The organism is Albidovulum denitrificans, from assembly GCF_002973535.1.
Classification (GTDB): Bacteria; Pseudomonadota; Alphaproteobacteria; order Rhodobacterales; family Rhodobacteraceae; genus Albidovulum; species Albidovulum denitrificans.
In genome coordinates this window covers 108597-132610 of the sequence record NZ_PVEP01000007.1, presented here as the reverse complement: position 1 = coordinate 132610, position 24014 = coordinate 108597, and the positions used below count along the sequence as shown (strand labels likewise).

Here is a 24014-nt window from a genome sequence, read left to right as displayed (position 1 = left end):
CGCGCTTTCAATCGGCAGAAGCTTGCCCGATTTTGGCGCCATGACGCAGAAAGCCCGCCCCCTCGCCTGTCTCGCCGCCGCCTTGATCGTGGTCGCCGCCCCCGTGCTGGCCGAAACGCCGCCCTCGCCCGTCCTGCGGGCGGAGCTGATCGACGGCTGGCAGATGCAGTCCGGGCATGAGATGGCCGCGCTGCGCCTTGTCCTTGCGCCGGGGTGGAAGACCTACTGGCGCGCACCGGGGGAGGCCGGGGTGCCGCCGCGCTTCGACTGGGCCGGATCGCAGAACCTCAAAGGCGTCACGATCCACTGGCCGCGGCCTGAGATTTTCGATCTGAACGGGATGCGGACCTTCGGCTATCACGACGGGCTGGTCCTGCCGATCGAGTTGACGCCGGGCGACCCGTCGGCGCCGATCCGGCTGAAGGCCGATGTCGAACTGGGCGTCTGCAAGGAAATCTGCGTGCCGATGCAACTGACCCTGACCGGCGATGTCCAGCCCGGCGGCGACGCGGTGCCAGAGATACGCCGCGCCCTGTCGGATCAGCCGGAACAGGCGCAGGCGGCGGGCCTTAGCGCCGCGAAATGCTCTGCCGAGCCGATCCGCGACGGGATGCGCCTGACAACCGCGCTGTCGCTACCGAAGGTCGGGCCGGATGAGGTGACGGTCGTGGAACTGGCCGATCCGACGGTCTGGGTCTCCTCGACCGAGACGGTGCGTAAGGGCGGCATGCTTCAGGCCACCGCCGATCTGGTCCCGGCTTCGGCGAAGCCCTTCGCGATTGACCGTTCCTCCATCCATATCACGATCTTCGGCGGCAACGGCCGGGTGGTAGAGCTTCAGGGCTGCGCTGGCTGATCCCGGCGCAGGACCATCGCCCCGATAGCCCAGCCCAGAACTGCCACCGCCAGCGCCCCCAGCGCGAAGGCGATCATCGCCGGGACCAGCGGCGCCGCCGTCCAGATCGCCACGCCCAGCGTTGCCGCAAAGACCGCCACCATGGCCAGCGCCGACCCCTGGACCACACGGCGGATCGGCGCGGCCCGGCGCGCCCGGCGATAGGCGCGCAGATGGCGCGACAGGTCATGCTGGATGCCGATCATCGCAGGCACGATCAGCAGCACAAGGACCATGCCGAAGCCCAGCCCGTAGCAAAGCGTGATGACCGTCGGTTTCAGGAACTGCGCCTGGCGCGAGCTTTCGAACAGAAGCGGCGCAAGACCAAGGACCGTGGTCGCCGTGGTCAGGAAGACCGGGCGCAAACGGTCCGCCACCCCGTCGACGATGGAGGGGATCAAGCCGCGCCGTTCGGCATATTCGTCGATGGTGGAGATCAGCACGATGGCATCGTTGATGATGATCCCCGACATGCCGATCATTCCGACGATGGAGAACATCGAAACCGGCACGCCCCAGGCATCGTGGCCATAGACAGCGCCGATCAGGCCCAGCGGGATGACCAGCATCACGACAACAGGCCGCGTCCAGCTTGAAAAGATCCAGGCGAGGATCGCGTAGATCGCCAGCAGCGCCGCCGTCAGGCCGATGACGGCATCGTTGAGGAATTGGGTTTCCTGCTCGCTGAGGCCGGAAAGATCATAGGTCACGCCATATTCGCTGGCGATGTCGGGCAGGATCTGCTTGTCGAGCCGGTCGAGGATTTCGGTCAGGCGATCCGCATTATCCTCGGACACCGCGCCGGTGACCGATACGACCTGCTTGCCATTCTCGCGCACGACCTTGGAAAAGCCCGAGGTCGCATCGAAGGTGACGATGTCGGACAGCGGCACATAGCCGCCCGACGGGGTGCGAAGCAGCGTGCGGTCGATGAAATCCGAGGTCAGGTCGCGTTCCGGCAGCTTGACCATGACCTTCATGCTGCGCGTCCCGTCGGGGAAGCTCGCCGCCTCTACCCCGTCAAGCCGGTGGCGCAGTTCCGCGCCGACGCTATCGACGGTGAAGCCCAGCGCGCGGCCCTGCGGGGTCAGGGTCAGGATCAGCTCGTTCTTGTCATAGGGCAGCGAATCCTCAAGCGAGGACACTTCGGGGAAGACGACCAGCGCGCGTTTCAGCGCCTCGGCCGCCTGTTTCAGCGTCGTGGCGTCATTGCCCGACAGTTCCACGTCGATATCGTCCCCCGCCGGCCCCCAGCGGCCGCCCCGGAACGCCAATTCGTTGATCAGCGGGCTGTGCGGCGCGGCCTCTTGCAGCGAGGCGACGAAGTCATTGCTCGTCCAGGGGCGCAGGTCGGGATCGCCGAGTTCTATCGACACCGCGCCCTTCAGGTCGCGTTCGGTGTTCTCCGACGTGGACAGCCCGCGCCCGACATTCGACCCCACCTCTCCGGTGACGAATTTCAGCGGCTCGACCCCGTATTTGTCCCGATACTCCTGCGCGACCTTCGCGACGGTGTCCTGAAGCGCGCGCATCACCGCCTCGCTGTCCGCGCGGGTGGCGCCGGGCAGCATGGTGAAATTGGCGTCGATGGTCGATTGTTCGGGCGAGTTGAAAAAGCGCCACGGAACGTCGCCGCGGATGAACTTCGCCGCCTGAAAGCACAAAAGCGCGATGGCCGCCGCCACGACCGGATAGCGCGCCCAGAGGACGAAACGCGTCAGCGGCCGCATCCCCCGGTCGCGGACCCAGCCAAAGCCCCGGTTCACCACCCGCGAGGGCGCATCGTACCAATGCCCGCGCGAGGCTTTCGACAGCGCATGGGCCATGTGGTTCGGCAGGATAAGGAAGCATTCGATAACCGAAGCGGCAAGGACGACCGTGACGGTGAAGGGAATATCCTGAATCATGTCGCCAAAGCGGCCCGACAGGGCCGTCAGGCCAAGGAAGGCGGCAATCGTCGTCAGGGTCGAAGACAGCACCGGCGCGGCCATCCGGCTGACGGCGGTTTCGGCGGCGACCAGCGGCGGTTCGCCCAGTCGTCGGACGCGAAAATCGGTGTGTTCGCCGATGACGATGGCGTCGTCCACGACGATACCAAGGGTCAGGATCAGCGCGAAAAGCGAGATCATGTTGAAGGTCAGCCCGAAGGCCTGCATCATCGCCACCGCCGCGAGCATGGCGACCGGAATGCCCGCCGCGACCCAAAAGGCGGTGCGCGCGTTCAGGAACAGGAAGAGGATCGCGATCACAAGGCCAAGGCCCATCGCGCCGTTCTGGATCAGGATATCCAGCCGCGCCCGGATGTCGTCGGACCGGACCCGGATCATGTCGATCGTCACCCCGGCGGGCAGCGTCTGACGCATCTCTTCCGCGACCTTCTCGACGGTTGCCTGAATGTCGAGGGAATCGCCCTGGGCAGAACGGTCGATCCGTAGCGAAATCGCGGGGTTGGGGCCGACGAAGACCGAATGGATTTCCTGGCTGCCCACGGCATGAACGCGCGCGATGTCGGCCAGCCTGAGATTGGTCCCGTCAGGGGCGGATTTCAGCACCACGTCGCCCAGTTCCGTGGCGCTGCGCCGTTCGGCCCCGGCGCGCAGGCGCGACGATCCGTCGGTCACCTCACCCGCCGGGGCGGCGTTGACCTCGGCCCCGATCCGCTGGGCGATCTGCGACAGCGTCAGGTCGTGGCGGATCAGTTCGGCCAGCGGCACCTCGATCCGCATTTCGGGATCGGGCAGGTCCTCGATCGTGGCGCGCGTCACCCCGGCGGCGAAGAGGCGAAGCAGGAATTCATCCCCGAACTGCAAAAGCTGCGCGGGCGACACCGGCCCCGACATGACGACATTGCTGACCCGGTCGCGCCAGGCGCGGCGCACGATCTGCGGGGTGTCGGCATCCTGCGGCAGGTTGGTGACACTGGCGACGGCGGTTTCCACGTCATTGAGCGCGCGCGACATGTCCCAGCCCGGCTCGAATTCGAGGATGACGGTCATGCCGCCCTCACGCGAATAAGAGGTCGCGTTGTCCACCCCTTCAACCGCCATCAGGCCGGGTTCGAGAAGCTGGGTGATACCGCGATCCACGTCCTCTGGCCCGGCGCCCTTCCAGTCGACGCCGACATTGATCTGCTGGATGATGACGTCGGGGAAATACTGCGCCCGCATCCGGGGCAACGCCGCAAGCCCGGCGGCGATCAGGAGCACAAGCACCAGATTGGCGGCCGTGGCATGGCGCGTGAAATAGCCAAGAAGCCGGTTCGCCTGGGGAAACCTGTCGCCCTGCCCCGCCATCTATCCGCCCATCCGGGCTTCGATCCGCTGCACCGTCGCCGCCGGGACCCGATCCTCGCGCAGTTGCGCCAGAAGCCGTTCCTTGGCATCCGCCCCCATCTGCCCGCTGCCCTCGACGAAGGAAATCAGCGCCGCGCGGCGTTCCGGCGTCAGGTCGATCATGGTGCTGTCGCGCCCTGCTTCCGGGGCTTCGGATTTTTCGTCCCCGCGCACCGGGCGGACAAGGATACCCGCCCCCAGAAGCGGCGAGTGGTCGATGATGACCTCGCGCCCGGCAAGATCGCCGACCCGGACGATGACGGCGTCACCCTGGCGGCGGACGATCTCGGCCGGGGCTGCCTCAAGCCGGTTTTCCGCGCCTACCAGAAGCAGGTTGCCATCGGGTCCGACCGCAACGGCGGGAAGAAGGGCGACCCCGTCAATCGGTGCCTCGGCAACGGTGACGGTGACGAAATCGCCCGGCTTCAGCCCGACGGGGTCCTTCAGCGTCGCAAACAGAAGTCGCCCGCTGACGCCCGCGCCCACCGTCGCATCGACGCGCGAAAGTGTGCCGGTCGCGCCGAAATGGCCGCTGCTCGTCTCAAGCTCAACGATCACCGGCAGGGCGGCCAGTCGCCCTTCGGCATCGGCAAGGTGGCTGTATTGTTCGGTCGAGACGCGGAACGACACCTCAAGGTCGTTCGGATCGACAAGCTCCCCCAGTTTCTCCGACTTCGCGACCAGCCCGCCCGCGACGACCGTGACGCCGGTCAGGACGCCCGCGAACCCGGCCCGCAACTCCGTCTCTGACAGACGCCGTTCGGCCTCTGCCAGCGTCAGCTTCTGCATCTCAAGCGCGGTCTTCGACTGATCGGCCCGCGCCTGCGCCTGCGCAAGGCTTTGCCTGCGCGAGACAAGGCTCTGGTTCGCGGTCGACAGGGCAAGTTCGGCCGTCTCGATATCCGTCGCGGTACCGAAACCACGCTCACCGATGCCCTTTTGGCGGTCATAGGCGCCCTGGCGCAGGGTGACCTGTTCCTCGGCCACCTTCAGATCGGCCTGGGCAAGCTCCAGCGCATAGGCGGCATCGCGCACCTCGGCCTCGGCATTGGTCAGCCCGGCACGGGCCAGTGCGACGGCCGATTGCGCGTCGGCGGGATCGGTGCGCACCAGAAGCTGCCCCGCCGTGACACGCGCGCCATCGGCAAGGTCGGGGGCAAGTTCCACCACCTCCCCCGCCGCGGGGGCGCGCAGTTCCAGCGTCCGGCGGCTTTGCACCTCGCCATAGGCGGTCAGGCTGGGCGCGATGCGCTGCGGCTCAAGCCGCGCGACACGGGCGCTGAAGGACCGTTCGGCCGAGGGGCGCCCCGCCATGCTGGGCGCGGTGCGGATGTCGATCGCGGATTTGAGCGCGGCAAAACCGGCCGCGAGAAACCCCAAGGTTATCGCGAACAGAAAAAGACCCGTCAGGCTTCGCGTCAGAAACCGCATGTTTCCCGTCAGTTAGGACCCTTACGATGGTATATCGGGCGGCGCCAAGATCAAAGCGTTTCACGATATACGCGCGAAGCTGTTACTTCCGTCGCAAATGTTCGTCGAGACGGGGCATAATTTCCACGAAATTGCAGGGCTGATGACGGTAATCGAGCTGCCATTTCAGAATCTCGTCCCAGGCGTCCTTGCAGGCCCCGGTGCTGCCGGGAAGCGCGAAGAGGTAGGTACCGCCCGCCACGCCCCCGGTCGCGCGGCTTTGCACGGCGCTGGTGCCGATCTTCTGCATCGACACCATGGTGAAGACGGTGGCGAAGGCCTCGATCTCTTTCTCATAGACGTCGCGATGCGCCTCGACCGTCACGTCGCGCCCCGTCAGGCCGGTGCCGCCGGTCGAGATGATGACATCGACGCCCGGATCGGCCACCCAGGCGCGCAGTTGCGCCGCGATCTCTGCCCGTTCGTCCTGCACGATCCTGCGGTCGGCCAGCAGATGCCCCGCCCCCGTCAGCCGCGCCACCAGCGTGTCGCCGGAACGGTCCTCGGCCAGGGTACGGGTATCCGACACGGTCAGAACCGCGATGCGGACCGGGATGAAGTCCTTGCTTTCGTCGATACGGCTCATGCGCGGCTGTCCCATGCGAGTTTGGCGGCCAGAAGGCCGAAGACCGAGGCCGAGGCCCAGCGCAGCGCGCGTTCGACCCTGAGGTCACGCGCCAGCACCTTGCCGATGCCACCCGCGCCCCAGCCGACGGCCCCGTTGATGAAGAAACCCCCGATGGCGATGATCGCCCCGAAGATCAGGAACTGCCCCAGCACCGCCCCGCGCGCGGGGTCCACGAATTGCGGAACGAAGGCAAGGATGAAGAGGATCACCTTGGGGTTGGTGACGTTGACCAGAAACCCGTCGCGGAAGGCGCGCGATACCCGCACCTTCGGCGCATCCGCCACCACCAGCGGCGCGCGGAGCGTCCGCCAGGCAAGGAAGAGAAGATAGCCGATCCCGGCCCAGCGGATCCCCTCGAAGAGACCCGGCAGCGAGGCGACAAGCGCGCCAAGGCCAAGGCCCGCCAGGGCGACATTCAGCATCGACCCCGCCGAGACGCCCGCGCTGGCCGCCACCGCCGGACGCGGCCCGCCGCGCAAACCTTGGGCCAGGCAGAACATCATGTCCGCCCCCGGCGTCAGGTTCAGCGCCAGCGCCGCCGGGATGAAGGCGGCAAGGGTCCAGGGATCGACGATCATCGCGGCTTCCCCAGCTTCGCCTTGATCTCCAGCAAATCCGCCCAGGCCTCGCGCTTGGCGGCCGTGTTGCGCAAGAGATAGGCCGGGTGGGTCATCGGCATGGCGGGTTTTCCAAAGGCCTCGGCCCAGGTGCCGCGCAGCCGCAGGATGCCCTTGCGGCCCAGCGCCGCGAAGCAGGAGGTGTTGCCCATCAACACGATCACGTCGGGGTTCACGAACTCCACATGTCGCGTCACGAAAGGCAGCATCATCGCGATCTCTGCCGGGTCCGGGTCACGGTTCTGCGGCGGGCGCCAGGGCATGACATTGGTGATGTAAAGCGCCTCTTCGGGGTGGTGCGCGGTGCGCGACAGGCCGATGGCGGCGAACATGCGGTCCAGCAATTGCCCCGCGCGGCCGACGAAGGGTCGGCCCTCGATATCCTCGTCACGCCCCGGCGCCTCGCCCAGGATCAGCACCCGCGCCTGCGGGTTGCCATCGGCAAAGACGAAGTTGCGCGCGCCCTTCTTCAGCTCGCAATGCTCATAGCCCGCCTGAATCGTGGCGAGCGTTTCCAGCCCGGTGGCCCCGGCGGCGGCCTCTCTCGCGGCTTCGACCGGATCGACGGCATCCTCCACCACCGGCGCTTGCATCGCCGGGGCGGGCTTCGGCGCCTGAACCGCGACCTCGTAGCGGTTGACCGGCACCTCGCCAATCGCCTCATCCGCGCCAAGCTCCATCTGCCATTCCAGCAGGGCCTGCGCGGCGTGATAGTCGATCTGGGCGAGGTCGGGCGTCATGGCCGCCACGTTATGACGCGGCGCGGGCGGCCACAAGCGGGCGCATTCGCCGTTGCCCGGCCCGGCGGCATTTGCCATAAGCGGGGCGAAACGGGGACCGGAGCCTGCCATGACCTTCCGCGCGCGTCACCTTCTGGGGATCGAACATCTGGCCCCGGAGGAGATTCGTGCCGTCCTCGACCTGGCCGAAACCTATGTCGAACTGAACCAGCGCACGGTGAAGCATTCCGACGCGCTGGAGGGCATGACCCAGATCAACATGTTCTTCGAGAATTCCACCCGCACGCAGGCGTCGTTCGAACTTGCGGGCAAGCGGCTGGGCGCGGATGTGATGAACATGTCGGTCGCCCATTCATCGGTGAAGAAGGGTGAGACGCTGATCGACACCGCGCTGACGCTGAACGCGATGCATCCCGACCTGCTGGTCGTGCGCCACCCGGCAAGCGGAGCGGTGGACCTTCTGGCGCAGAAGGTGAACTGCGCGGTCCTGAACGCCGGCGACGGGCGGCATGAACACCCGACGCAGGCGCTTCTGGATGCGCTGACGATCCGCCGCGCCAAGGGCCGGATTCAGCGCCTGACCGTGGCGATCTGCGGCGACATCGCGCATTCCCGCGTGGCGCGGTCGAACCTGATCCTGCTTGGCAAGATGGAAAACCGCATCCGCCTGATCGGCCCGCCGACACTGATGCCCTCGGGTGTGCAGGACCTTGGCTGTGAGGTCTATGAGGACATGCGCGAGGGGCTGAAGGATTGCGACGTGGTGATGATGCTGCGCCTCCAGAAGGAACGGATGGACGGCGGCTTCATCCCGTCCGAACGTGAATATTACCACCGCTACGGGCTGGATGCCGAAAAGCTCGCCATGGCGAAGGACGACGCCATCGTCATGCATCCAGGCCCGATGAACCGGGGGGTGGAGATCGACGGCGAGCTGGCCGACGACATCAACCGTTCCGTCATTCAGGATCAGGTGGAGATGGGCGTGGCGGTGCGCATGGCCTGCATGGACCTTTTGGCGCGGAACCTGCGGGCAGAGCGGGGCGCGAGGGCCGTGGGGGTGATGGTTTGAGCGGGGCGCATCACGACAGAGGACCGCGACCGACCGAGGCGGGGGCGGGAACCGCGCCCGCCTGGGGGCGGGCGGACGCGGTCCGGTCCGCAGGCGGACCGGGAAGGGCGGGAGAGGTCCCTGGAATCCCCTCCCTCATCCTCGCAGGACAGATGGCCCCTGATACACACGGCGCCTCGGCGACCGCGACACCTGTCGCGCGCCGATGGACGACGTGAACTCCGGGGCAAGGTGCATGGCCGAACGCGATCCTGTCCTGAACTACCGCCCCGGACCGCAGGCGGAGGTACCGCTGGCTGAGGGTGAAGAGGTGCTTGCCACCTTCCTGCCCGACCCTGCCCGCTACTGGCAGGACACCTTCTGGCTTATCGCCTTCTTCACCGTCGTCGTGGGCGTGATCTTCATTGCGATCGGCAAGGCAGCCGAAATCTGGGTGGGCGCGCTTGGGGTAACGCTTGCCCTCGTCTTCCGGGCCGTCTTCTTCCGGTCCGAGGTCTTTGCACGCCGCTGGCGGCTGACCCCGACGCGCCTGATCGGCCCGCAGGGCCGGGTCGCGGGACTGGGCCAGATCGCGCAGGTCAGAAGCCTGATGGGGGATGTACAGATCGTCACCTCAGGCGGCGAAAAGCACCTGATCCGCCACCTCAAGACTGCCAGGCAGGCCGTCGAGCAGATCGAGACCGCCATCGACACCTACCGCAACTCCGGGGATCGAAGATGACCACCCTCCTCACCAATGCCCGCCTGATCGACCCCGAGGGGCTGACCGAAATCCCCGGCAGCCTGCTGATCGAGAACGGCGTCATCGCCGGGGTCGGCGACGTCACCGCCCCGAAGGGCGCGACGGTCATCGACTGCGGGGGCAAATGCCTCGCCCCCGGCATCGTGGACCTTGGCGTCAAGATCGGCGAACCGGGGGAGCGGCACAAGGAATCCTTCCGCTCTGCCGGTCTTGCGGCCGCCGCCGGGGGCGTGACCACGATCATCGCGCGGCCCGACACCAACCCCGCCATCGACAACCCGGAAACGCTCGAATTCGTCACCCGCCGCGCGGCGGAGGCCTGCCCCGTCCGCATCCGCCATATGGCCGCGCTGACCAAGGGCCGCGAGGGGCGGGAGATGACGGAGATCGGGTTCCTCCTCGATGCCGGGGCAATTGCCTTCACCGATTGCGACCATGTCGTCACCGACACCAAGGTCCTGTCGCGCGCGCTGACCTATGCGAAATCCCTCAACGCCCTTGTCATGGGCCACCCGCAAGAGCCGATCCTGTCGGCAGGGGCCGCCACGACGTCGGGCAAGTTCGCCTCGCTTCGCGGCCTGCCCGGCGTGTCGCCGATGGCCGAACGCATCGGGTTCGACCGTGAGATGGGGATGGTGGAGATGACGGGGGCGAAGTACCACTTCGACCAGATCACCACCGCCCGCGCCCTGCCACCGCTGGAACGCGCCAAGGCCAACGGCTTTGACGTGACGGCGGGGACCTCCATCCACCATCTGACGCTGAACGAATTCGACGTCGGCGACTATCGCACCTTCTTCAAGGTCAAGCCGCCGCTCCGGCCCGAGGATGACCGGATCGCGGTGGTGGAGGCCGTCGCCTCGGGCCTGATCGACATCATCTCATCCATGCACACGCCGCAGGACGAGGAATCGAAGCGTCTCCCGTTCGAGGACGCCGCAAGCGGGGCGGTGGCCTTGGAAACCTTCCTTCCGGCCGCGATGCGACTTTACCACGCCGGGCAGCTGACCCTGCCGCAACTGTTCCGCGCCATGGCTCTGAACCCCGCCCAGCGGCTCGGCCTGCCGCAGGGGCGCCTTGCGACAGGCGCGCCTGCCGATCTGGTCCTTTTCGATCCCGACGCGCCCTTCGTGCTGGACCGCTTCAAGCTGAACTCCAAATCCAAGAACACGCCGTTTGACGGGCAGCGGATGGAGGGTAAGGTGCTTGGCACATGGGTGGACGGCAAACGGGTATTCCCGGGGGAGGCGTAGATGCCAGCGTTCGACACCGGCGCGCTTACGCTGATCGTGATCGCCCTGCTGGGCTATCTTCTCGGCTCCATCCCTTTCGGCGTTCTGGTGACGCGCTTCATGGGGCTGGGCGATCTGCGCAAGATCGGCTCGGGCAATATCGGCGCGACCAACGTTCTGCGGACCGGCAACAAGGCAGCGGCCTTCGCGACGCTGATCCTTGACGGCGGCAAGGGGGCTGTCGCGGTCCTGCTCGCCCGCGCGCTGACCGGGCATGAGGACGCGGCACAGATCGCGGGGCTTGGCGCGTTCCTTGGCCATCTCTTCCCGGTCTGGCTGGGGTTCAGGGGCGGCAAGGGCGTGGCCACCTTCCTTGGTACGCTTCTGGCACTGGCCTGGCCGGTCGGGATCGCCACCTGCCTGACATGGCTGGTGACGGCGCTTGTCGGGCGCATATCGTCCCTCGCGGCGCTGGTGGCGGCGGTGCTGGCGGTCGCGTGGGCGGCCCTTCTGGGGCATGGGCAGGCGATCTACCTGATCGTGATCCTCGCCACGCTGGTCTATTACCGCCACCTACCGAATATCGAACGCCTGAAGGCAGGGACCGAACCAAGGATCGGCGGCGGGAAGTAGCACAACCCTGCCGGACAAGTTTTGGCTGCGTCCGCGGCGGGTTTGGCGCTATCCTCGGGCATGATCTACACGTTCGGCAGCTTTCGTCTCGACGCGGACCGCTTCGAACTCAGCCGGGATGGCGTTCCGGTGACGGTAGAGCCACAGGCCCTCGAACTGATCCTGCTGCTGATCCGGCACCGGGGCCGGCTGGTTCCCAAGGAAGAGATCGTCGCCGCGATCTGGGGCGGGCGGGCGATTTCGGACGCCAGCCTGTCCAGCCGCATTCACGCCGCGCGGCTTGCGCTTGGCGACGATGGCGCAACGCAGGCGGCGATCCGCACCGTCCATGGGCGCGGCTTCCGTTTTGTCGCGCCGCTGGATGAGGCCAGCCCCCCGGCCGCAGCACAAAACCCCGCGCCGGAGGCGGCGCCCGACACCCCCGAACATGCGGGGCGCCCCGCGATCGTCGTCCCGCCGCTGCGCCCCCTTGGCGCCGCGCCTGAGGCCGGGCTGATGGCCGACGCGCTGTCGCATGACGTGATCCAGGCCCTTTCGCGAATGCGCTGGCTGACCGTGATCGCGCGCGGCACCGCGTTCCAGTTTCGCGCGCAGGATGCCGGAATGGCCACGATCTGCGAAAGGATCGGCGCCCGCTATGCCCTGACCGGGGTTCTGGAGGCCGACGGCAACCGGCTTTCCGCGACGCTGGAACTGACCGCCTATCCAGACGGCGCGGTGATCTGGGGCGACCGGCTGAGCGTGACGGCAGGCGCGGTCGAGGAATTGCGGGCGCGGATCGTGGCCCATGTCGTCGCGGCGCTGGAACTCTACGTTCCGACGCGCGAGGCGATGGCAGCGCGGTTGGGCAGCACCGAAAACCTCGATGCCTGGGCCAGCTATCATCTTGCCCTGCACCACATGTACCGCTTCAACCGCGAGGATAATGCCCGCGCGACGATCCTGTTCGAACAGGCCGCGCACCGCGACCCGGCCTTTGCCCGCGCCCATGCCGGTCTGTCGTTCACCCGCTTTCAGGACGCGTTCCTGCGCTATGGGGCGGATATCGGGAACGCTGCGGCAGATGCCAGGCGTCACGCCGAACGGGGCCTTGAGATCGACCCGCTCGATCCGTTCGTGAACTTCACCATGGGCCGGACCTTCTGGCTGAACGGCGATCCTGACGCCGCGATCGCATGGCTGGACAGGGCGACCGCGTTGAACCCCAATTATGCGCAGGGCTTCTATTCGCGTGCATTCAGCCGGATGCTGATCGGTCAGGGCGCCCATGTCGATACCGATATAGAAGGGGCCTTGCGGCTAAGCCCGCTTGACCCGCTGCGCTATGGTATGCTGGGGGTGCGGTCCCTGGCTCTGATCCAGGCGGGGCTGTTCGACGCTGCCGCGGACTGGGGCGAACAGGCGGCCATCGCGCCGGGGGCGCATTTCCTGATCGCCATGATCGCGCTGGTCGCCAACAGCCTTGCGGGTCGCGAGGCGCGGGCGATCCATTGGCGCGCCGATGTCCTGCGACGGCGACCCAGGGCCTCGCGCCAGCATTTCTTCGCGGCCTTCCCGATCCGCGATGAAACGGCGCGCGGGTTGATTGCCAAGACCTTCGACCGGCACGGGCTTTAGGCCGGGCAGCGGTCCGGGACCGCCCGCTGCCCGACCCTGCGCGTCAGGCGACCTGCCGCCCCGCGGCAAGCTGTTTCACCGCCTCGGTCGTCAGGGCCTTGCCGCCGATCGCCCAGTCGCCGCTTTCGACTTCATGGATCTTGACCCAGGTGACGCCGCGCATGTTTTCCCCCTCGACGCTGACCATGGCGTCGGTGAGTTTCTCGATCAGCCGGTTCTTCTGTTCCGGCGTGAAGACATCCTTGATGACATGAAGTTCAAGCATCGGCATGGTGATCTCCTTTCCCAGGATAGTTCATCAATGGCCAAAGCCTAGGCTGTGCCGCGCGGGCAAGCTTGATGACGGTCTTGAGATTTCCTTGAGACGCGCTTGATTTTTCGCGGGCGGCCTATGGCATTTCGTGTTTACACTGAATCAGAGTTCGACCTTATTTCGTTCGAATTCTGATACTTACTTTCGCAACGGAAACCCGAAACGCTTTAACCTGCCGTATGGAAGAAGTCATAGACCGTCTGCGCGACGGTGTCCGAAATCCCCTCGACCGCCTTCAGATCCTCAAGCCCCGCGCGGCTGACCGCCTTGGCGGAGCCGAAATGTTGAAGCAGAGCGCGCTTGCGGGCGGCGCCCACCCCCGGCACCTCATCCAGCGGCGTCGCGCCGATGGATTTCGCGCGTTTCGCCCGATGCGCACCGATGGCCCAGCGGTGGGCCTCATCCCGCAGACGCTGGATGAAGTAGAGGACGGGGGCGTTGTGGGGCAGCGCGAAGGGTCGCTTGCCGGTGCGGTGGAATTCCTCCTTCCCCGCGTCGCGGTCGATGCCCTTGGCGACACCGACCATCGGCACGTCCTCAACCCCCAGTTCCTCAAGGATTTCATTGACGGCCGAGACCTGCCCGGCGCCGCCGTCGATCAGCAGCAGATCGGGCCAGCTTTCGGTTTCGCGGTCGGGGTCTTCCTTCAAGAGCCGCTGGAAACGCCGGGTCAGCACCTCTTTCATCATGCCGAAATCGTCGCCGGGCGTCAGGTCGGTACCCTTGATGTTGAACTTGCGATACTGGCTTTTGACGAAGCCTTCCGGCCCCGCAACGATCATGCCACCCACGGCATTCGTCCCCATGATGTGGGAGTTGTCGTAAACCTCGATCCGGCGCGGGGGCGCGTCGAGGTCAAAGGCCTCTGCCACGCCCTCAAGCAGCTTCGACTGGGCGGCACTTTCGCTCATCTTCCGACCAAGGCTTTCGCGGGCGTTGCGGGCGGCGTTTTCGACCAGTTCGGCCTTTTCGCCCCGCTGCGGCACCGCAATCTCCACCTTCCGGCCGGCGCGGTCGGACAGAAGCGCGGTCATCAGGTCGGCATCCTCGATCGGATGGCTTAGCAGGATCAGGCGGGGCGGTTCCTTGTCGGCGTAGAACTGGCCCAGGAAGGCTTCCAGCACCTCGGGTTCGTCAGCGCCCGACCCGGTCTTGGGGTAGAAATCGCGGTTGCCCCAGCTTTGGTTGGCGCGGATGAAGAAGACCTGCACGCAGGCCTGCCCCCCCTCCATATGAAGCGCGACCACATCCGCCTCGGCCACGCCGCGCGGGTTGATGCCCTGCGCCGATTGCACCTGTGTCAGCGCCTTGATCCGGTCGCGCAGCGCGGCGGCGCGTTCGAATTCAAGCGCCTCGGACGCCTCGGCCATTTCCTCGGCCAGCTTGGCCTGCACCTGCGTCGACTTGCCTTGCAGGAAACGCTCCGCATCCGACACCAGCGCGCCATAGCCCGCCTCGTCGATATGGCCGACGCAAGGGGCGGCGCAGCGCTTGATTTGGTAAAGCAGGCAGGGTCGCGTCCGGCTGGCGAACATCGCGTCCGAGCAGTTGCGCAGGAGAAAGACCTTCTGCAACTGGTTCAGCGTCCGGTTCACCGCGCCCGCGCTGGCGAAGGGGCCGTAATAGTTGCCCTTTTCCTTCTTCGCACCGCGATGCTTCTTGATCTGCGGGAAGGCGTGGTCTTTGGCGACAAGGATATTCGGAAAGGATTTGTCGTCCCGCAGCAGCACGTTGAAATAGGGCTTCAACTGCTTGATGAGGTTCTGTTCCAGCAGCAGCGCCTCGGTCTCTGTCCGGGTCGTCAGGAACATCATCGACTGGGTCGCGTGGATCATCCGGGCGATGCGCGCCGAATGGCCCGAGGGGCGGGCATAGTTCGACACCCGCGCCTTGAGGTTGCGCGCCTTGCCGACATAAAGCACCCGGCCTTCGGCATCGAGCATCCGGTAGACGCCCGGCTGCGCGGTCAGGGACTTCAGATAGGACTGAATGACCTCATGCCCGGATATCTGACCTTGCGTCACCCTTTTCCGCCTCTCTTACCCTCTTCCGCGCCAACCGATCCGGGCGCCGATTCCCCTGTCCGGGCTGCAACCTTACGCGCCCTGGCGCAAGAGAAAAGCTGTCCACGAATTCTGTGGATAAGTCTGGTGAAAAACTTTGGCCGGTCAGGATTTTTCCTTGTTTTCGGCTGACTTCATCAAACTGCCTAATTTTTAGGCGCATATATAAAGCATTGATTTTCAAAGGGAAATTTTTTGGACTGTGCAAATCCCTGAAAGCATTGAGAGAATCGTAACAGGTTTGTTACGTCGAGTGACGAAGTGGACAAGTCAAGGGCCGCGGCGCCGCAGGGACCGGGAAATTCGTTAATCTACACCCAAAATATCCGGCGTCTGCCAGGCCAGATGCTGCCCGCCATCGACGCAGATCAACTGCCCCGTCACGGCGCGCGCGTCGAGCAGATAGCCAAGCGCCGCGGTGATGTCGGACGGGTCCGCGCCCCGGTTCAGCAGCGTCGAGGCACGCTGCGCGGCAAAGTGCGTCTCGGACTGGCGGGCGCCGATCAGGGTCGGGCCGGGGCCGATGGCGTTGACGCGGATACGGGGGCCAAGCGCCTGCGCGGCGGTGCGGGTAAAGGCCCAGAGGCCCATCTTGGCAATGGAATAGGACATGAATTCCGGCGTCAGCTTCAGGACCCGCTGGTCCAGCATGTTGACGATAAGAGATGAGGCGACGGGTTCCGCCCCGCTCCGGTCCTCGTCCGGCGCCTGGGCGGCGAAATCCTGGCTAAGCGCGACGGGCGCGCGCAGGTTCGATTCAATATGCCTGTCCCAGCTTTGCCGGGTGCCGGTGCGGATGTTGTCATACTCAAAGATCGAGGCGTTGTTGATGAGAACCGTCAGCGGCCCGCCCAGCGCGCTTGCCGCCGCCGGGACAAGGCGGCGGGTGTCCTCCTCGACCAGCAGATCGGCCTGGATCGCCCCGGCCCGTACCCCCAACGCGCGCAGTTCCGCGACCGTTTCCTCCGCTTCATCCCGCGAAGAGGCGTAGTGGATCGCGACGTCGATCCCGCGCCCGGCCAGATGCAGCGCCATCGCGCGCCCCAGCCGCCGCGCGCCGCCGGTCACAAGCGCCCTGCCCTTCGTCATGCCTTGCCCTCGCAGTCACATGGCCCCGTCCCGATCCGCGGCTTGCCGCATTTCGGGCAGCGCGCCGCAGAAAGGCGCGACGGCGGCGACTTCTTCGACCGCCCGCCGATGCGCAGGCGGCCGAACATGGCCAGCGCGGCCATGACGATCAGGAAGAGTGTGAAGACCTTGATGATCATTCAAAGCCCGTAGCGCGACCAGAGCGCCTGTTCCTCGACCGCGCCGAGCGTGTCAGAGACGAGGCGGCCGCTGATCCGTTGGAAGATCGACCGTTTCATGCCGAAGGGTACGAAACGAACCTTGTCGCCGTAAAGCGCCTTCATCTTCGGCACCAGATGGGCGCAGCCATCGGCAAGGCCGAGGTCCACCGCCTCTTGCCCGATCCAGACGGAGCCATCGAAGAGGTCGCGCCCTTCCGCCAGCCGCCCGGCCCGTCGCGCCATCACCTGCGCCTTGAACCGTTCGTGCAGCGGATCAAGAATGGCGCGCAGGCGGTCCACATCCTCTTGCCGCTCGGGACGGAACGGGTCGAGAAAGCTTTTCGACTTGCCCGCCGTGTGAACCCGCCTCTCGATCCCGTAGCGGCCGATCAGGTCGGTAAAGCCAAAGCCCGCCGAGATCACGCCGATGGAGCCGACAAGCGAGGTTTCATCCAGCCATATCTGGTCTGCGGCAGAGGCCAGCCAATAGCCGCCCGAGGCCGCGACATCCTCGACAAAGGCATGGACGGGGACGGATTTTTCCTCGGACAGACGGCGGATGCGGGCGGCGATCAGCGAGGATTGCGCAGGCGAGCCGCCGGGCGAATTGATCGCCAGCGCAACGGCGGCCGGTTTCTTGCGAAAGGCGCGTTCGATCACCGGGCCAAGCGCGGCGTCGTTCAGGCCGGACCCGAACCGCCCGCCAGAGGCAATCGCGCCCTGAAGCCGGATCACAGACACCCGTGGCGCGCGGGCCGGAAGGAAGGGAAGCTTTTTCATCATCCCGATGTAGTTGCCGCCCCATGGCTCGGCAATAGCATTCCGCGCTTCCGCAGGGGGGCGGGCGATTGTAGGGTCTGGCCATGATCGACAAGCTGGAAATGTTCATCGCGCTGGCGAACGAGCGGCATTTCGGCCGCGCGGCGACCTCGGTCGGCGTCACGCAGCCCTCATTGTCCTCCGCGATCCGGCAGCTGGAGGATCAGCTTGGCGTCCAGCTTGTCTTTCGCGGCTCGCGGTTTCAGGGGCTGACGCCCGAAGGGCAGCGCGTGCTGGACTGGGCGCTGAAGATCGTCGGCGACGCCCGCACGCTGCGCGAGGAGATGCGGGCGCTGAAACGCGGCCTGTCGGGCAACCTTCGCATCGGCGTCATCCCGACCGCGCTGCCGGTCACGGCGCGGCTGACGGTGCAGTTTCTTGACCGCAATCCCAATGTGGACCTGACGCTTCTGTCGCGCACCTCTTACGAGATCCTCGACGGGATCGACCGGCTGGAGCTGGACGCGGGGATCACCTATCTGGACAACGAACCCCTGGGGCGGGTGACGCAGGTGCCGCTTTACCGCGAAGGCTACCGGCTGCTGGTCTCCGAGACGCGGCCCGAGGCAAAGCTGCCCTCCATCACCTGGGCCGAGGCCGCGACGCTGCCGCTTTGCCTGCTGACCGGCGACATGCAGAACCGCCGGATCATCAACCACCACCTGACCGAGGCGGGCGCCTTTGCCCATGCGCGGATCGAATCGAATTCGACCCTCGCGCTGATTTCGCATGTGACGACGGGGAAATGGGTGTCGATCGTCGCGCATACGCTGGGGGATATGTATACCGAGGGCAGCGGCCTGAAGGCGCTGCCGATCGTGGGGGCCGAGGAACGCCATATCGTCGGCCTGATCGCCGCCTACCGCGAACCCTATACCCCGGTCCTGAACGCGCTGATCGAACAGGCGCGCAAGGTCAGCTGGATCTGAAAAACCGCCCGCCCGGAAAAAGGCCCGGACGGGCGGCAATCAGCACTCGTTACGCAAAGGGCGCGTCAGGGAAGCTGTGCCACGACCGCGTCGGCAAAGCCGTTGATCATCGCCGTGTAGTAGTCGCGATTGTCCGGCGCGATGGTGGCGACATCGGTCCCCTCGGGCATCAGAAGGATCGCGTCGGGATAGCTGACGCTGACGTCATAGGACCCCAGATGGGTGTTTTCGGCATTCATCAGCAGGACATGGCCTTTCAGCTGCGACTGGTCGATGTTGAACGCCGTCTCGAACCAGTTGGCAAGCGACAGCGCGTCGATATCGACCGTGACCCGCGCGCCGTCATCGGCAGTGCGGTCGGCAACGCGGGCGACGATGGCGTTTTCCAGATCGTCGGCGGCGCTGGTCCAGTAGGCCGCGGCCTTTTCGTTCTTGATCGCAGCAAGGTCCATCGAGACATCGACCTCGCTGACCATGGTTTCCGCCAGAACCGGCGCGGCGGTCATCAGGACGAGCGTCGAGGCAGCCGTCATCAGCATGGTGCGAACCATTTTTCAACTCCTGTCATCGGTTGAAGACTGACGAAGGCCTCCCGCCTCCGTCTTGTATGACGACTAAACGCGACGGGGCAGGTTGGGTTCCGTCAACATGCCCTTCGCGGGCGATATTGACGTGGCGTCACCGGGGTTCGGGCGCAGACACGCACGAAAGCAGGCGAATGGGAACCTTATTGCCTTTCAACCGTTTAGGTCTTGGCTGGCGCTTGTCCCCTTGAAAAAGTGGCGCCATGCCGGGGTTCGCGGGCCGATCACCCGCCCAACCCCGGGCCGGAGACTGCGCCGCGGTCTCCGGCCGTTTTTTTCGGCACTTCCGGGGATGGCGTCAAAGAAGCGGGCGGGTTTCGGGGTGTTCGAGATCGGTCATCGCCACCTCGGCCAGACGGGCCAGGTCGGCGACGCGCAGCACCCCGTCACGCCAGTCGGCAACCCCCTGCAAGCGCAGTCGCGCCAGCGTCTTGTTGGTGTGGACAAGGGACAGGCCCAGCGCATCCGCCATGTCCTGCTGCCGGTAGGGCAATGGCACCGTATCGCGCAGCCCCAGACCCACCCCGCGCAGGCGCTGAAACAGCTTGAGAAGCGACCAGGCCACCCGTTCGGTCGCATCGCGCTGGCCGATGGTGGCGACGGCCTCGCCCAGATAATGTTCCTCCATCGCGGCAAGCCAGGTGATGTCGAAGGCACGTTCGGGGTGATTGCGGAACAGCGACCAGATTTCGCCGCGGTCGAAGACGCACAGCCGGATGTCGGTCGTGGCCATGGCGGAGTGCTTCATCTCCCCCATCAGCATCGCCTGGAGGCCGACGAAATCACCCGGCAGCAGGAAATTGACCACCTGCCGCGCGCCGTTCTCCAGAAGCTTGTAGCGCAGGCCAAGGCCCCTGAGGACGGTATAGACCTGCGGGCTGGACGTGCCTTCGTGCAGGAAGCTGCGCCCGGCGTCCAGCGAGATTTCCCCGATCTTGAAGGTCTCCATGAAGGCAAGCTCATCGGGCGTGAAGGGGGAGAACAGCGCTTGCGCGCGCAGCGGGCAGGTCCGGCAGTCAGTGGTTTGCGACAATTGCATGATCTTCTCCCGCTATGTCGCAGTTTAATGCGCGACGCGTCGAAATTGTTCCAAATCGCATCTTCACGAATGGAGGCGGGGATGGATACGATGCGGATGGAACCGACCGGGGCGGCGTTCGTCCTTTACCTGTCGGATCGGGTTGTCGCCGCCGACATCGCCGAAGAGATCGCCCTGCAATGGCCCTGCGCATCGCTTCTTCTGCCCGAGGGCCGGGCAGAGTTCATGGCCGTGATCGACACTCTGCGCGCACCGGCCACGGTCTTTGTGGAACTTGAACTGCTTGGTCCGGTCTGGGACGCGGCGCAGAGGCGGCTTGTCGGGCGACAAAGCGGGATCGTGCTGTTCGGCGACACCGCCGACGACCTGGCCGCGCGGGGCGAGACCGTCGCAGGGGCCGCTATACTGGCGCGGCCCTATTCGTCTGCGGAACTGACCGCCCTCGTGCGGGCCTTGCCGGCCGGCATCGGCGCAAGGCCCGCGCCGTAACGCCCTCTTCAGGCCGCGAGCGTCTCGGTCGAGGCGAAGAACATCGCCTGGCTGACGGCGGAACGGACCTGATCCTCGACATAGGGCTTGGTGATCAGGAAGGCCGGTTCCGGGCGCTTGCCGGTCAGCAGGCGTTCGGGGAAGGCCGTCACGAAGATCACCGGAATATCGTCGAACTGCGCCAGGATGTCGTTGACCGCGTCGATGCCGGACGAATTGTCGGCCAGCTGGATGTCGGCCAGGATCAGATCCGGCTTTTCCTGCGCGGCAAGCTCCACCGCCGCGCGGCGGGTCGGCGCGATGCCGGTCACGCGGTGGCCCATCTCGGTCACGATGGTTTCGATGTCCATGGCGATGATCGCCTCATCCTCGATCACAAGGATCGACCCGGCGATGGAATGGGCCATCTCGCGCCGCGCGATGGACACAAGCTCTGCCGCCTCATCCGCGCCGATCTCCATCACGGTGCCGATCTCGTCGAAACCGAATTCCTCGATCGCATGCAACAAAAGCGCCTCGCGCGTGTTGGGGGTAAGAGAGGCCATGTGGTCCTGCGCCCGGCCCGACAGCCGCGTGTCGGGTTCGCCAAGCGGCGCACCGGCGGAACTCCACACCTTGTGGAAGGCGCGAAACAGCGCCGCTTTCGGCTTCAGCCCGGCGTCGAGCGTGCCGGGATCGGCCAGGATCGCCTCAAGCGTCGCGGCGGCGTAGGTGTCGCCGGTCTGCTGGCTTCCGGTCAGCGCGCGCGCGTAGCGGCGCAGGTACGGCAGGTTGGCCGCGATATTGTCAACTTTGTCGGAGGCCCCGGCGTTCGCCATCTTTTTCCCTCTTGCATGCAATTTTTATGGAACCCAACGCCAATCCGGGCGTTTGGTTCCGCACTGGGGGAAAAATTTAGTAGAACGAATACGATGGCACAGCGGTGATGATGATGACGGGCGAAAAAGATCAATCGAACAAGGTGTCGCCGCTTGAGGCAGCGATCAACGAAAACCTCCAGAGGGTTTACCGCGAGGCGCTGGACGAAACGGTCCCCGACCGTTTTCAGGCCCTTCTTGACGAATTGCGCCAGAAGGAGAGCAGCAAGTGAGCGGTGCCGACGCCCCTCCCCCCGATCCGCGGGAAGAGCTGCCGGATCACCTTCCGGCGCTGCGCGCCTTCGCCATCAGCCTGACGCGCGACGCGACGCAGGCCGATGATCTGGTGCAGGACACCATCGTCAAGGCGTGGAGCAATTTCGACAAGTTCACCCCCGGATCGAACCTGCGCGCCTGGCTGTTCACGATCCTGCGCAACACGTTCTTTTCCGCCAAGCGCAAGACCAAGCGCGAGGTCCCGGACCCCGACGGCATCCACACCGCCGGGCTTTACGAAAAGCCCGCGCATGACGGCCGTCTGGCGTTTTCCGACTTTCAGACGGCGTTCGACAAGCTGACGCCGGAACAGCGCGAGGTTCTGATCCTTGTCGGCGCCTCGGGCTTTTCCTACGAGGAGGCGGCAGAGATGACCGGCGTCGCGGTCGGGACGGTGAAAAGCCGGGCCAACCGCGCCCGCCAGAAGCTTTGTGAGCTTCTGGACCTCAAGGACGGGGAAGGGATGTTCTCCGGCGTGGACGGCGCCGCCGGCGCTGTCCTCAGCCGGTCCAGAACACAGGCGGCATGACCCCGCGCGGCCCGTTCCGTCGCAGGTTCACGGACATGCTGGGCTTTCGGCTGGGCTTCGTCCTATCGATGGCCCTTTTGCCCGTGGGCCTTCTGGCGGTGCTTCAGGCACGTTCGCTGATGACCGAGGCGCGGGCGCGGTCCGAAGCGGCGCTGGTGGGCGAAACCCTGCGCGCGACGCAGCCGGAACTGCGGCTGATCCGGCAGGGACAGGGCGCGGCCGAGGCGCTGGCCTCCGTCGCGCCGATCCTTGTCCCGGCCGCGACCTCCGATCCCGCCGGGTGCGACAGCGTCATGGCGAAAGCGGTCGGCAGTTCCGACATCTATTCCTACGCCGCCTTTCTCGCGCTGGACGGGCGTGTCCTGTGCGCTTCGGACCGGGGCATGGTGCCGCCGGTGGACGCGGGCCGCATCGCGTCTTTGGACCTGCCGCTGATCCCGACCCGGACCGAGGTCAACGACCCCGAGGACGCGGCGGGGCTGGCCGCCGTTCACCCGGCCTTCGCCGCCGATGGCCGCCCGGTGGGCTTCACGCTTATCAACATGCCCCATACACGGCTCAGGGCCGCTGCCGCGACGATGGCCGCGCACAAAGACAATTTCGCGCTGATCCTTTTCGACACCAACGGGCGCATCCTGTCGGCCAACCGGCAATCGGGCGAGGCGACGGCACTTCTGCCCGCCAACCGCTCGCTCGTCTCCCTGACCACAGGCGACGCCTTCACCTTCACCGGCGATGACACCTCCGGCACCGAACGCTCCTTCGCGGTGATGAAGTTCGCCGATGCCGATCTTTTTGCTCTGGGAAGCTGGCCCACGACGCCGACGACGCTGTCGATCTTCCGCAACCTTCCCGCCGTGGTCTTTCCACTGCTGATGTGGGCGGCCTGCCTGATCGCCGCCTGGCTGGCCGCCGAAAACCTTGTGACGACCCATATCCGCCGCCTGCGCCGTGCGATCACCGGCTTTTCCGACGGCCGTCGCAGGGTCGAAAAGCTCGATATGCGCCACGCCCCGCGCGAGATCCGCGAAGTGGCCGAGGCGTTCGAGCAGATGACCGACACTATTCTGCATGACGAGGCAGAGCTTGAGGATTCGCTGCATCAGAAAGAGGTGCTGCTGCGCGAGGTTCATCACCGGGTGAAGAATAACCTGCAACTCATCGCCTCTATCATGAGCATGCAGATGCGCAAGACCCAGTCGAGCGAGGCGAAATCGCTGATGCGTGGTTTGCAAGAGCGGGTCATCAGCCTGGCAACGATCCACAAGGGGCTTTACCAGACCACGGGTGAGGCCGACATCCGCGCCAATGAGTTGTTCCCCGAGATCGTCCGCCAGGTCGTGAAGCTGGCCGCCGGGCCGGAACGCCGCTTTGACGTGAAGGAAAGCTTCGATGAGGTTCACCTGACACCGGATCAGGCGGTCCCATTGGCGCTTTTGATGACCGAGGCGATCACCAATGCGCTGAAATACGGCCGCCCCGGCGCGGAACGGGCGCAGTCGGACCTGTCGATCAGCCTGCGCCATGCCGGGCCGGGCTTTGTGGAACTTGGGGTTCGGAACTCTTCCGCCGGGCCGGGGGATAACGGTGGGGACGGGGCCGAGGGGACCGGGCTTGGCACGCAGCTTATCGACGCTTTCGTGCGCCAGTTGAACGGCACGATCGAACGCCACCACCAGAACGGCAGCTATGGTCTTGCCGTGCGTTTCCCCCTGCGCACCCTTGCCGAGGGCGAGGAACGGCGCGGGCGCGAGGCCGGTGAAGAGGCGGCGGAATAGCGCCGCCTTCCCCTTGGACAGCATCGGCGCTTTGTTGCCCTGCCCGCCACAATACCCCTTTGTTTCAAGGA

General features: G+C 65.8%; 24 protein-coding genes. 11 read left to right on the top strand and 13 right to left on the bottom strand.

Annotation, left to right across the window (positions count from 1 at the left end; translation table 11 throughout):
• The first annotated feature begins 40 nt into the window (after window positions 1-40).
• Entirely contained in the window at window positions 41-856 is an 816-nt protein-coding gene (locus tag LX70_RS15465) for a protein-disulfide reductase DsbD domain-containing protein (protein ID WP_105515694.1), read from the top strand.
• On the opposite strand, the gene LX70_RS15460 is transcribed toward LX70_RS15465, so the two are convergent.
• The 5 genes from LX70_RS15460 to LX70_RS15440 all read right to left on the bottom strand — a co-directional run bounded on the left by LX70_RS15460 (window position 838) and on the right by LX70_RS15440 (window position 7682).
• Window positions 838-4188 (bottom strand): efflux RND transporter permease subunit, encoded by a 3351-nt coding sequence (locus LX70_RS15460; protein WP_105515693.1) that lies wholly within the window; start codon window positions 4186-4188, stop codon window positions 838-840. The two genes, LX70_RS15465 and LX70_RS15460, sit on opposite strands and share 19 nt — an antisense overlap.
• Complete coding sequence (locus tag LX70_RS15455; RefSeq protein ID WP_105515692.1) at window positions 4189-5658, bottom strand: efflux RND transporter periplasmic adaptor subunit; 1470 nt, start codon at window positions 5656-5658, stop codon at window positions 4189-4191.
• An 82-nt stretch (window positions 5659-5740) separates the two neighbouring features.
• On the bottom strand, window positions 5741-6283 hold the full coding sequence (moaB, locus tag LX70_RS15450) for a molybdenum cofactor biosynthesis protein B (protein WP_105515691.1): 543 nt from the start codon (window positions 6281-6283) through the stop codon (window positions 5741-5743).
• The gene (locus tag LX70_RS15445) at window positions 6280-6903 is read right to left on the bottom strand and encodes a LysE family translocator (RefSeq protein WP_105515690.1); all 624 of its coding nucleotides are present in this window, start codon (window positions 6901-6903) and stop codon (window positions 6280-6282) included. The genes moaB and LX70_RS15445 overlap by 4 nt, the downstream gene beginning before the upstream one ends.
• Entirely contained in the window at window positions 6900-7682 is a 783-nt protein-coding gene (locus LX70_RS15440) for a uracil-DNA glycosylase (protein WP_105515748.1), read from the bottom strand. The genes LX70_RS15445 and LX70_RS15440 overlap by 4 nt, the downstream gene beginning before the upstream one ends.
• Window positions 7683-7791: 109 nt before the next feature.
• On the opposite strand from LX70_RS15440, the gene LX70_RS15435 reads away from it, so the two are divergent.
• The 5 genes from LX70_RS15435 to LX70_RS15415 all read left to right on the top strand — a co-directional run bounded on the left by LX70_RS15435 (window position 7792) and on the right by LX70_RS15415 (window position 12978).
• Entirely contained in the window at window positions 7792-8754 is a 963-nt protein-coding gene (locus LX70_RS15435; RefSeq protein ID WP_105515689.1) for an aspartate carbamoyltransferase catalytic subunit, read from the top strand.
• 235 nt (window positions 8755-8989) lie between these two features.
• Window positions 8990-9475 (top strand): hypothetical protein, encoded by a 486-nt coding sequence (locus LX70_RS15430; RefSeq protein WP_105515688.1) that lies wholly within the window; start codon window positions 8990-8992, stop codon window positions 9473-9475.
• Window positions 9472-10749: a dihydroorotase gene (gene pyrC / locus LX70_RS15425; protein ID WP_105515687.1), complete on the top strand. Its 1278-nt coding sequence runs from the start codon at window positions 9472-9474 to the stop codon at window positions 10747-10749. The genes LX70_RS15430 and pyrC overlap by 4 nt, the downstream gene beginning before the upstream one ends.
• Window positions 10750-11361, top strand: coding sequence for a glycerol-3-phosphate 1-O-acyltransferase PlsY (plsY, locus tag LX70_RS15420; protein ID WP_105515686.1), 612 nt, complete (start codon window positions 10750-10752; stop codon window positions 11359-11361).
• Between the two features lie 60 nt (window positions 11362-11421).
• A complete protein-coding gene (locus LX70_RS15415) occupies window positions 11422-12978 on the top strand; it encodes a winged helix-turn-helix domain-containing protein (RefSeq protein ID WP_105515685.1) in 1557 nt (518 codons plus the stop codon).
• Between the two features lie 43 nt (window positions 12979-13021).
• On the opposite strand, the gene LX70_RS15410 is transcribed toward LX70_RS15415, so the two are convergent.
• The 5 genes from LX70_RS15410 to LX70_RS15390 form a co-directional block, all read right to left on the bottom strand.
• Window positions 13022-13249, bottom strand: coding sequence for a tautomerase family protein (locus tag LX70_RS15410; protein ID WP_105515684.1), 228 nt, complete (start codon window positions 13247-13249; stop codon window positions 13022-13024).
• Between the two features lie 209 nt (window positions 13250-13458).
• Window positions 13459-15234, bottom strand: a complete 1776-nt coding sequence (gene uvrC / locus LX70_RS15405; protein WP_245885106.1) for an excinuclease ABC subunit UvrC — start codon at window positions 15232-15234, stop codon at window positions 13459-13461.
• 426 nt (window positions 15235-15660) lie between these two features.
• A complete protein-coding gene (locus tag LX70_RS15400) occupies window positions 15661-16443 on the bottom strand; it encodes an SDR family oxidoreductase (protein ID WP_105515682.1) in 783 nt (260 codons plus the stop codon).
• Window positions 16440-16622: a hypothetical protein gene (locus tag LX70_RS15395; protein WP_105515681.1), complete on the bottom strand. Its 183-nt coding sequence runs from the start codon at window positions 16620-16622 to the stop codon at window positions 16440-16442. Before LX70_RS15395 ends, LX70_RS15400 begins: the two co-directional genes overlap by 4 nt.
• On the bottom strand, window positions 16623-17426 hold the full coding sequence (locus tag LX70_RS15390) for a S49 family peptidase (RefSeq protein WP_105515680.1): 804 nt from the start codon (window positions 17424-17426) through the stop codon (window positions 16623-16625). It abuts the gene before it with no gap.
• A gap of 80 nt (window positions 17427-17506) precedes the next feature.
• On the opposite strand from LX70_RS15390, the gene LX70_RS15385 reads away from it, so the two are divergent.
• Window positions 17507-18391, top strand: a complete 885-nt coding sequence (locus LX70_RS15385; protein WP_105515679.1) for a LysR family transcriptional regulator — start codon at window positions 17507-17509, stop codon at window positions 18389-18391.
• Window positions 18392-18456: 65 nt separating this feature from the next.
• Here the strand turns inward: LX70_RS15385 and LX70_RS15380 are convergent, their stop codons facing one another.
• Window positions 18457-18942: a hypothetical protein gene (locus LX70_RS15380; RefSeq protein ID WP_105515678.1), complete on the bottom strand. Its 486-nt coding sequence runs from the start codon at window positions 18940-18942 to the stop codon at window positions 18457-18459.
• 331 nt (window positions 18943-19273) lie between these two features.
• On the bottom strand, window positions 19274-20014 hold the full coding sequence (locus LX70_RS15375; protein ID WP_105515677.1) for a Crp/Fnr family transcriptional regulator: 741 nt from the start codon (window positions 20012-20014) through the stop codon (window positions 19274-19276).
• A gap of 81 nt (window positions 20015-20095) precedes the next feature.
• On the opposite strand from LX70_RS15375, the gene LX70_RS15370 reads away from it, so the two are divergent.
• Window positions 20096-20503: a hypothetical protein gene (locus LX70_RS15370; protein WP_146111623.1), complete on the top strand. Its 408-nt coding sequence runs from the start codon at window positions 20096-20098 to the stop codon at window positions 20501-20503.
• 8 nt (window positions 20504-20511) lie between these two features.
• Here LX70_RS15370 and LX70_RS15365 read toward each other — a convergent pair whose 3' ends face one another.
• Window positions 20512-21321 carry a response regulator gene (locus tag LX70_RS15365; protein WP_105515675.1) on the bottom strand — a complete coding sequence of 270 codons (810 nt, stop codon included), beginning with the start codon at window positions 21319-21321 and terminating at the stop codon, window positions 20512-20514.
• A gap of 113 nt (window positions 21322-21434) precedes the next feature.
• Here LX70_RS15365 and LX70_RS15360 point away from each other — a divergent pair, with 113 nt between their 5' ends.
• From LX70_RS15360 to LX70_RS15350, 3 genes are read left to right on the top strand one after another with little or no spacing between them, the layout of a single operon-like run.
• Window positions 21435-21593: a NepR family anti-sigma factor gene (locus LX70_RS15360; protein ID WP_105515747.1), complete on the top strand. Its 159-nt coding sequence runs from the start codon at window positions 21435-21437 to the stop codon at window positions 21591-21593.
• On the top strand, window positions 21590-22165 hold the full coding sequence (locus LX70_RS15355; protein ID WP_105515674.1) for an RNA polymerase sigma factor: 576 nt from the start codon (window positions 21590-21592) through the stop codon (window positions 22163-22165). The genes LX70_RS15360 and LX70_RS15355 overlap by 4 nt, the downstream gene beginning before the upstream one ends.
• A gap of 35 nt (window positions 22166-22200) precedes the next feature.
• A complete protein-coding gene (locus LX70_RS15350; RefSeq protein WP_146111622.1) occupies window positions 22201-23943 on the top strand; it encodes a sensor histidine kinase in 1743 nt (580 codons plus the stop codon).
• The last annotated feature ends 71 nt before the right edge of the window (window positions 23944-24014 follow it).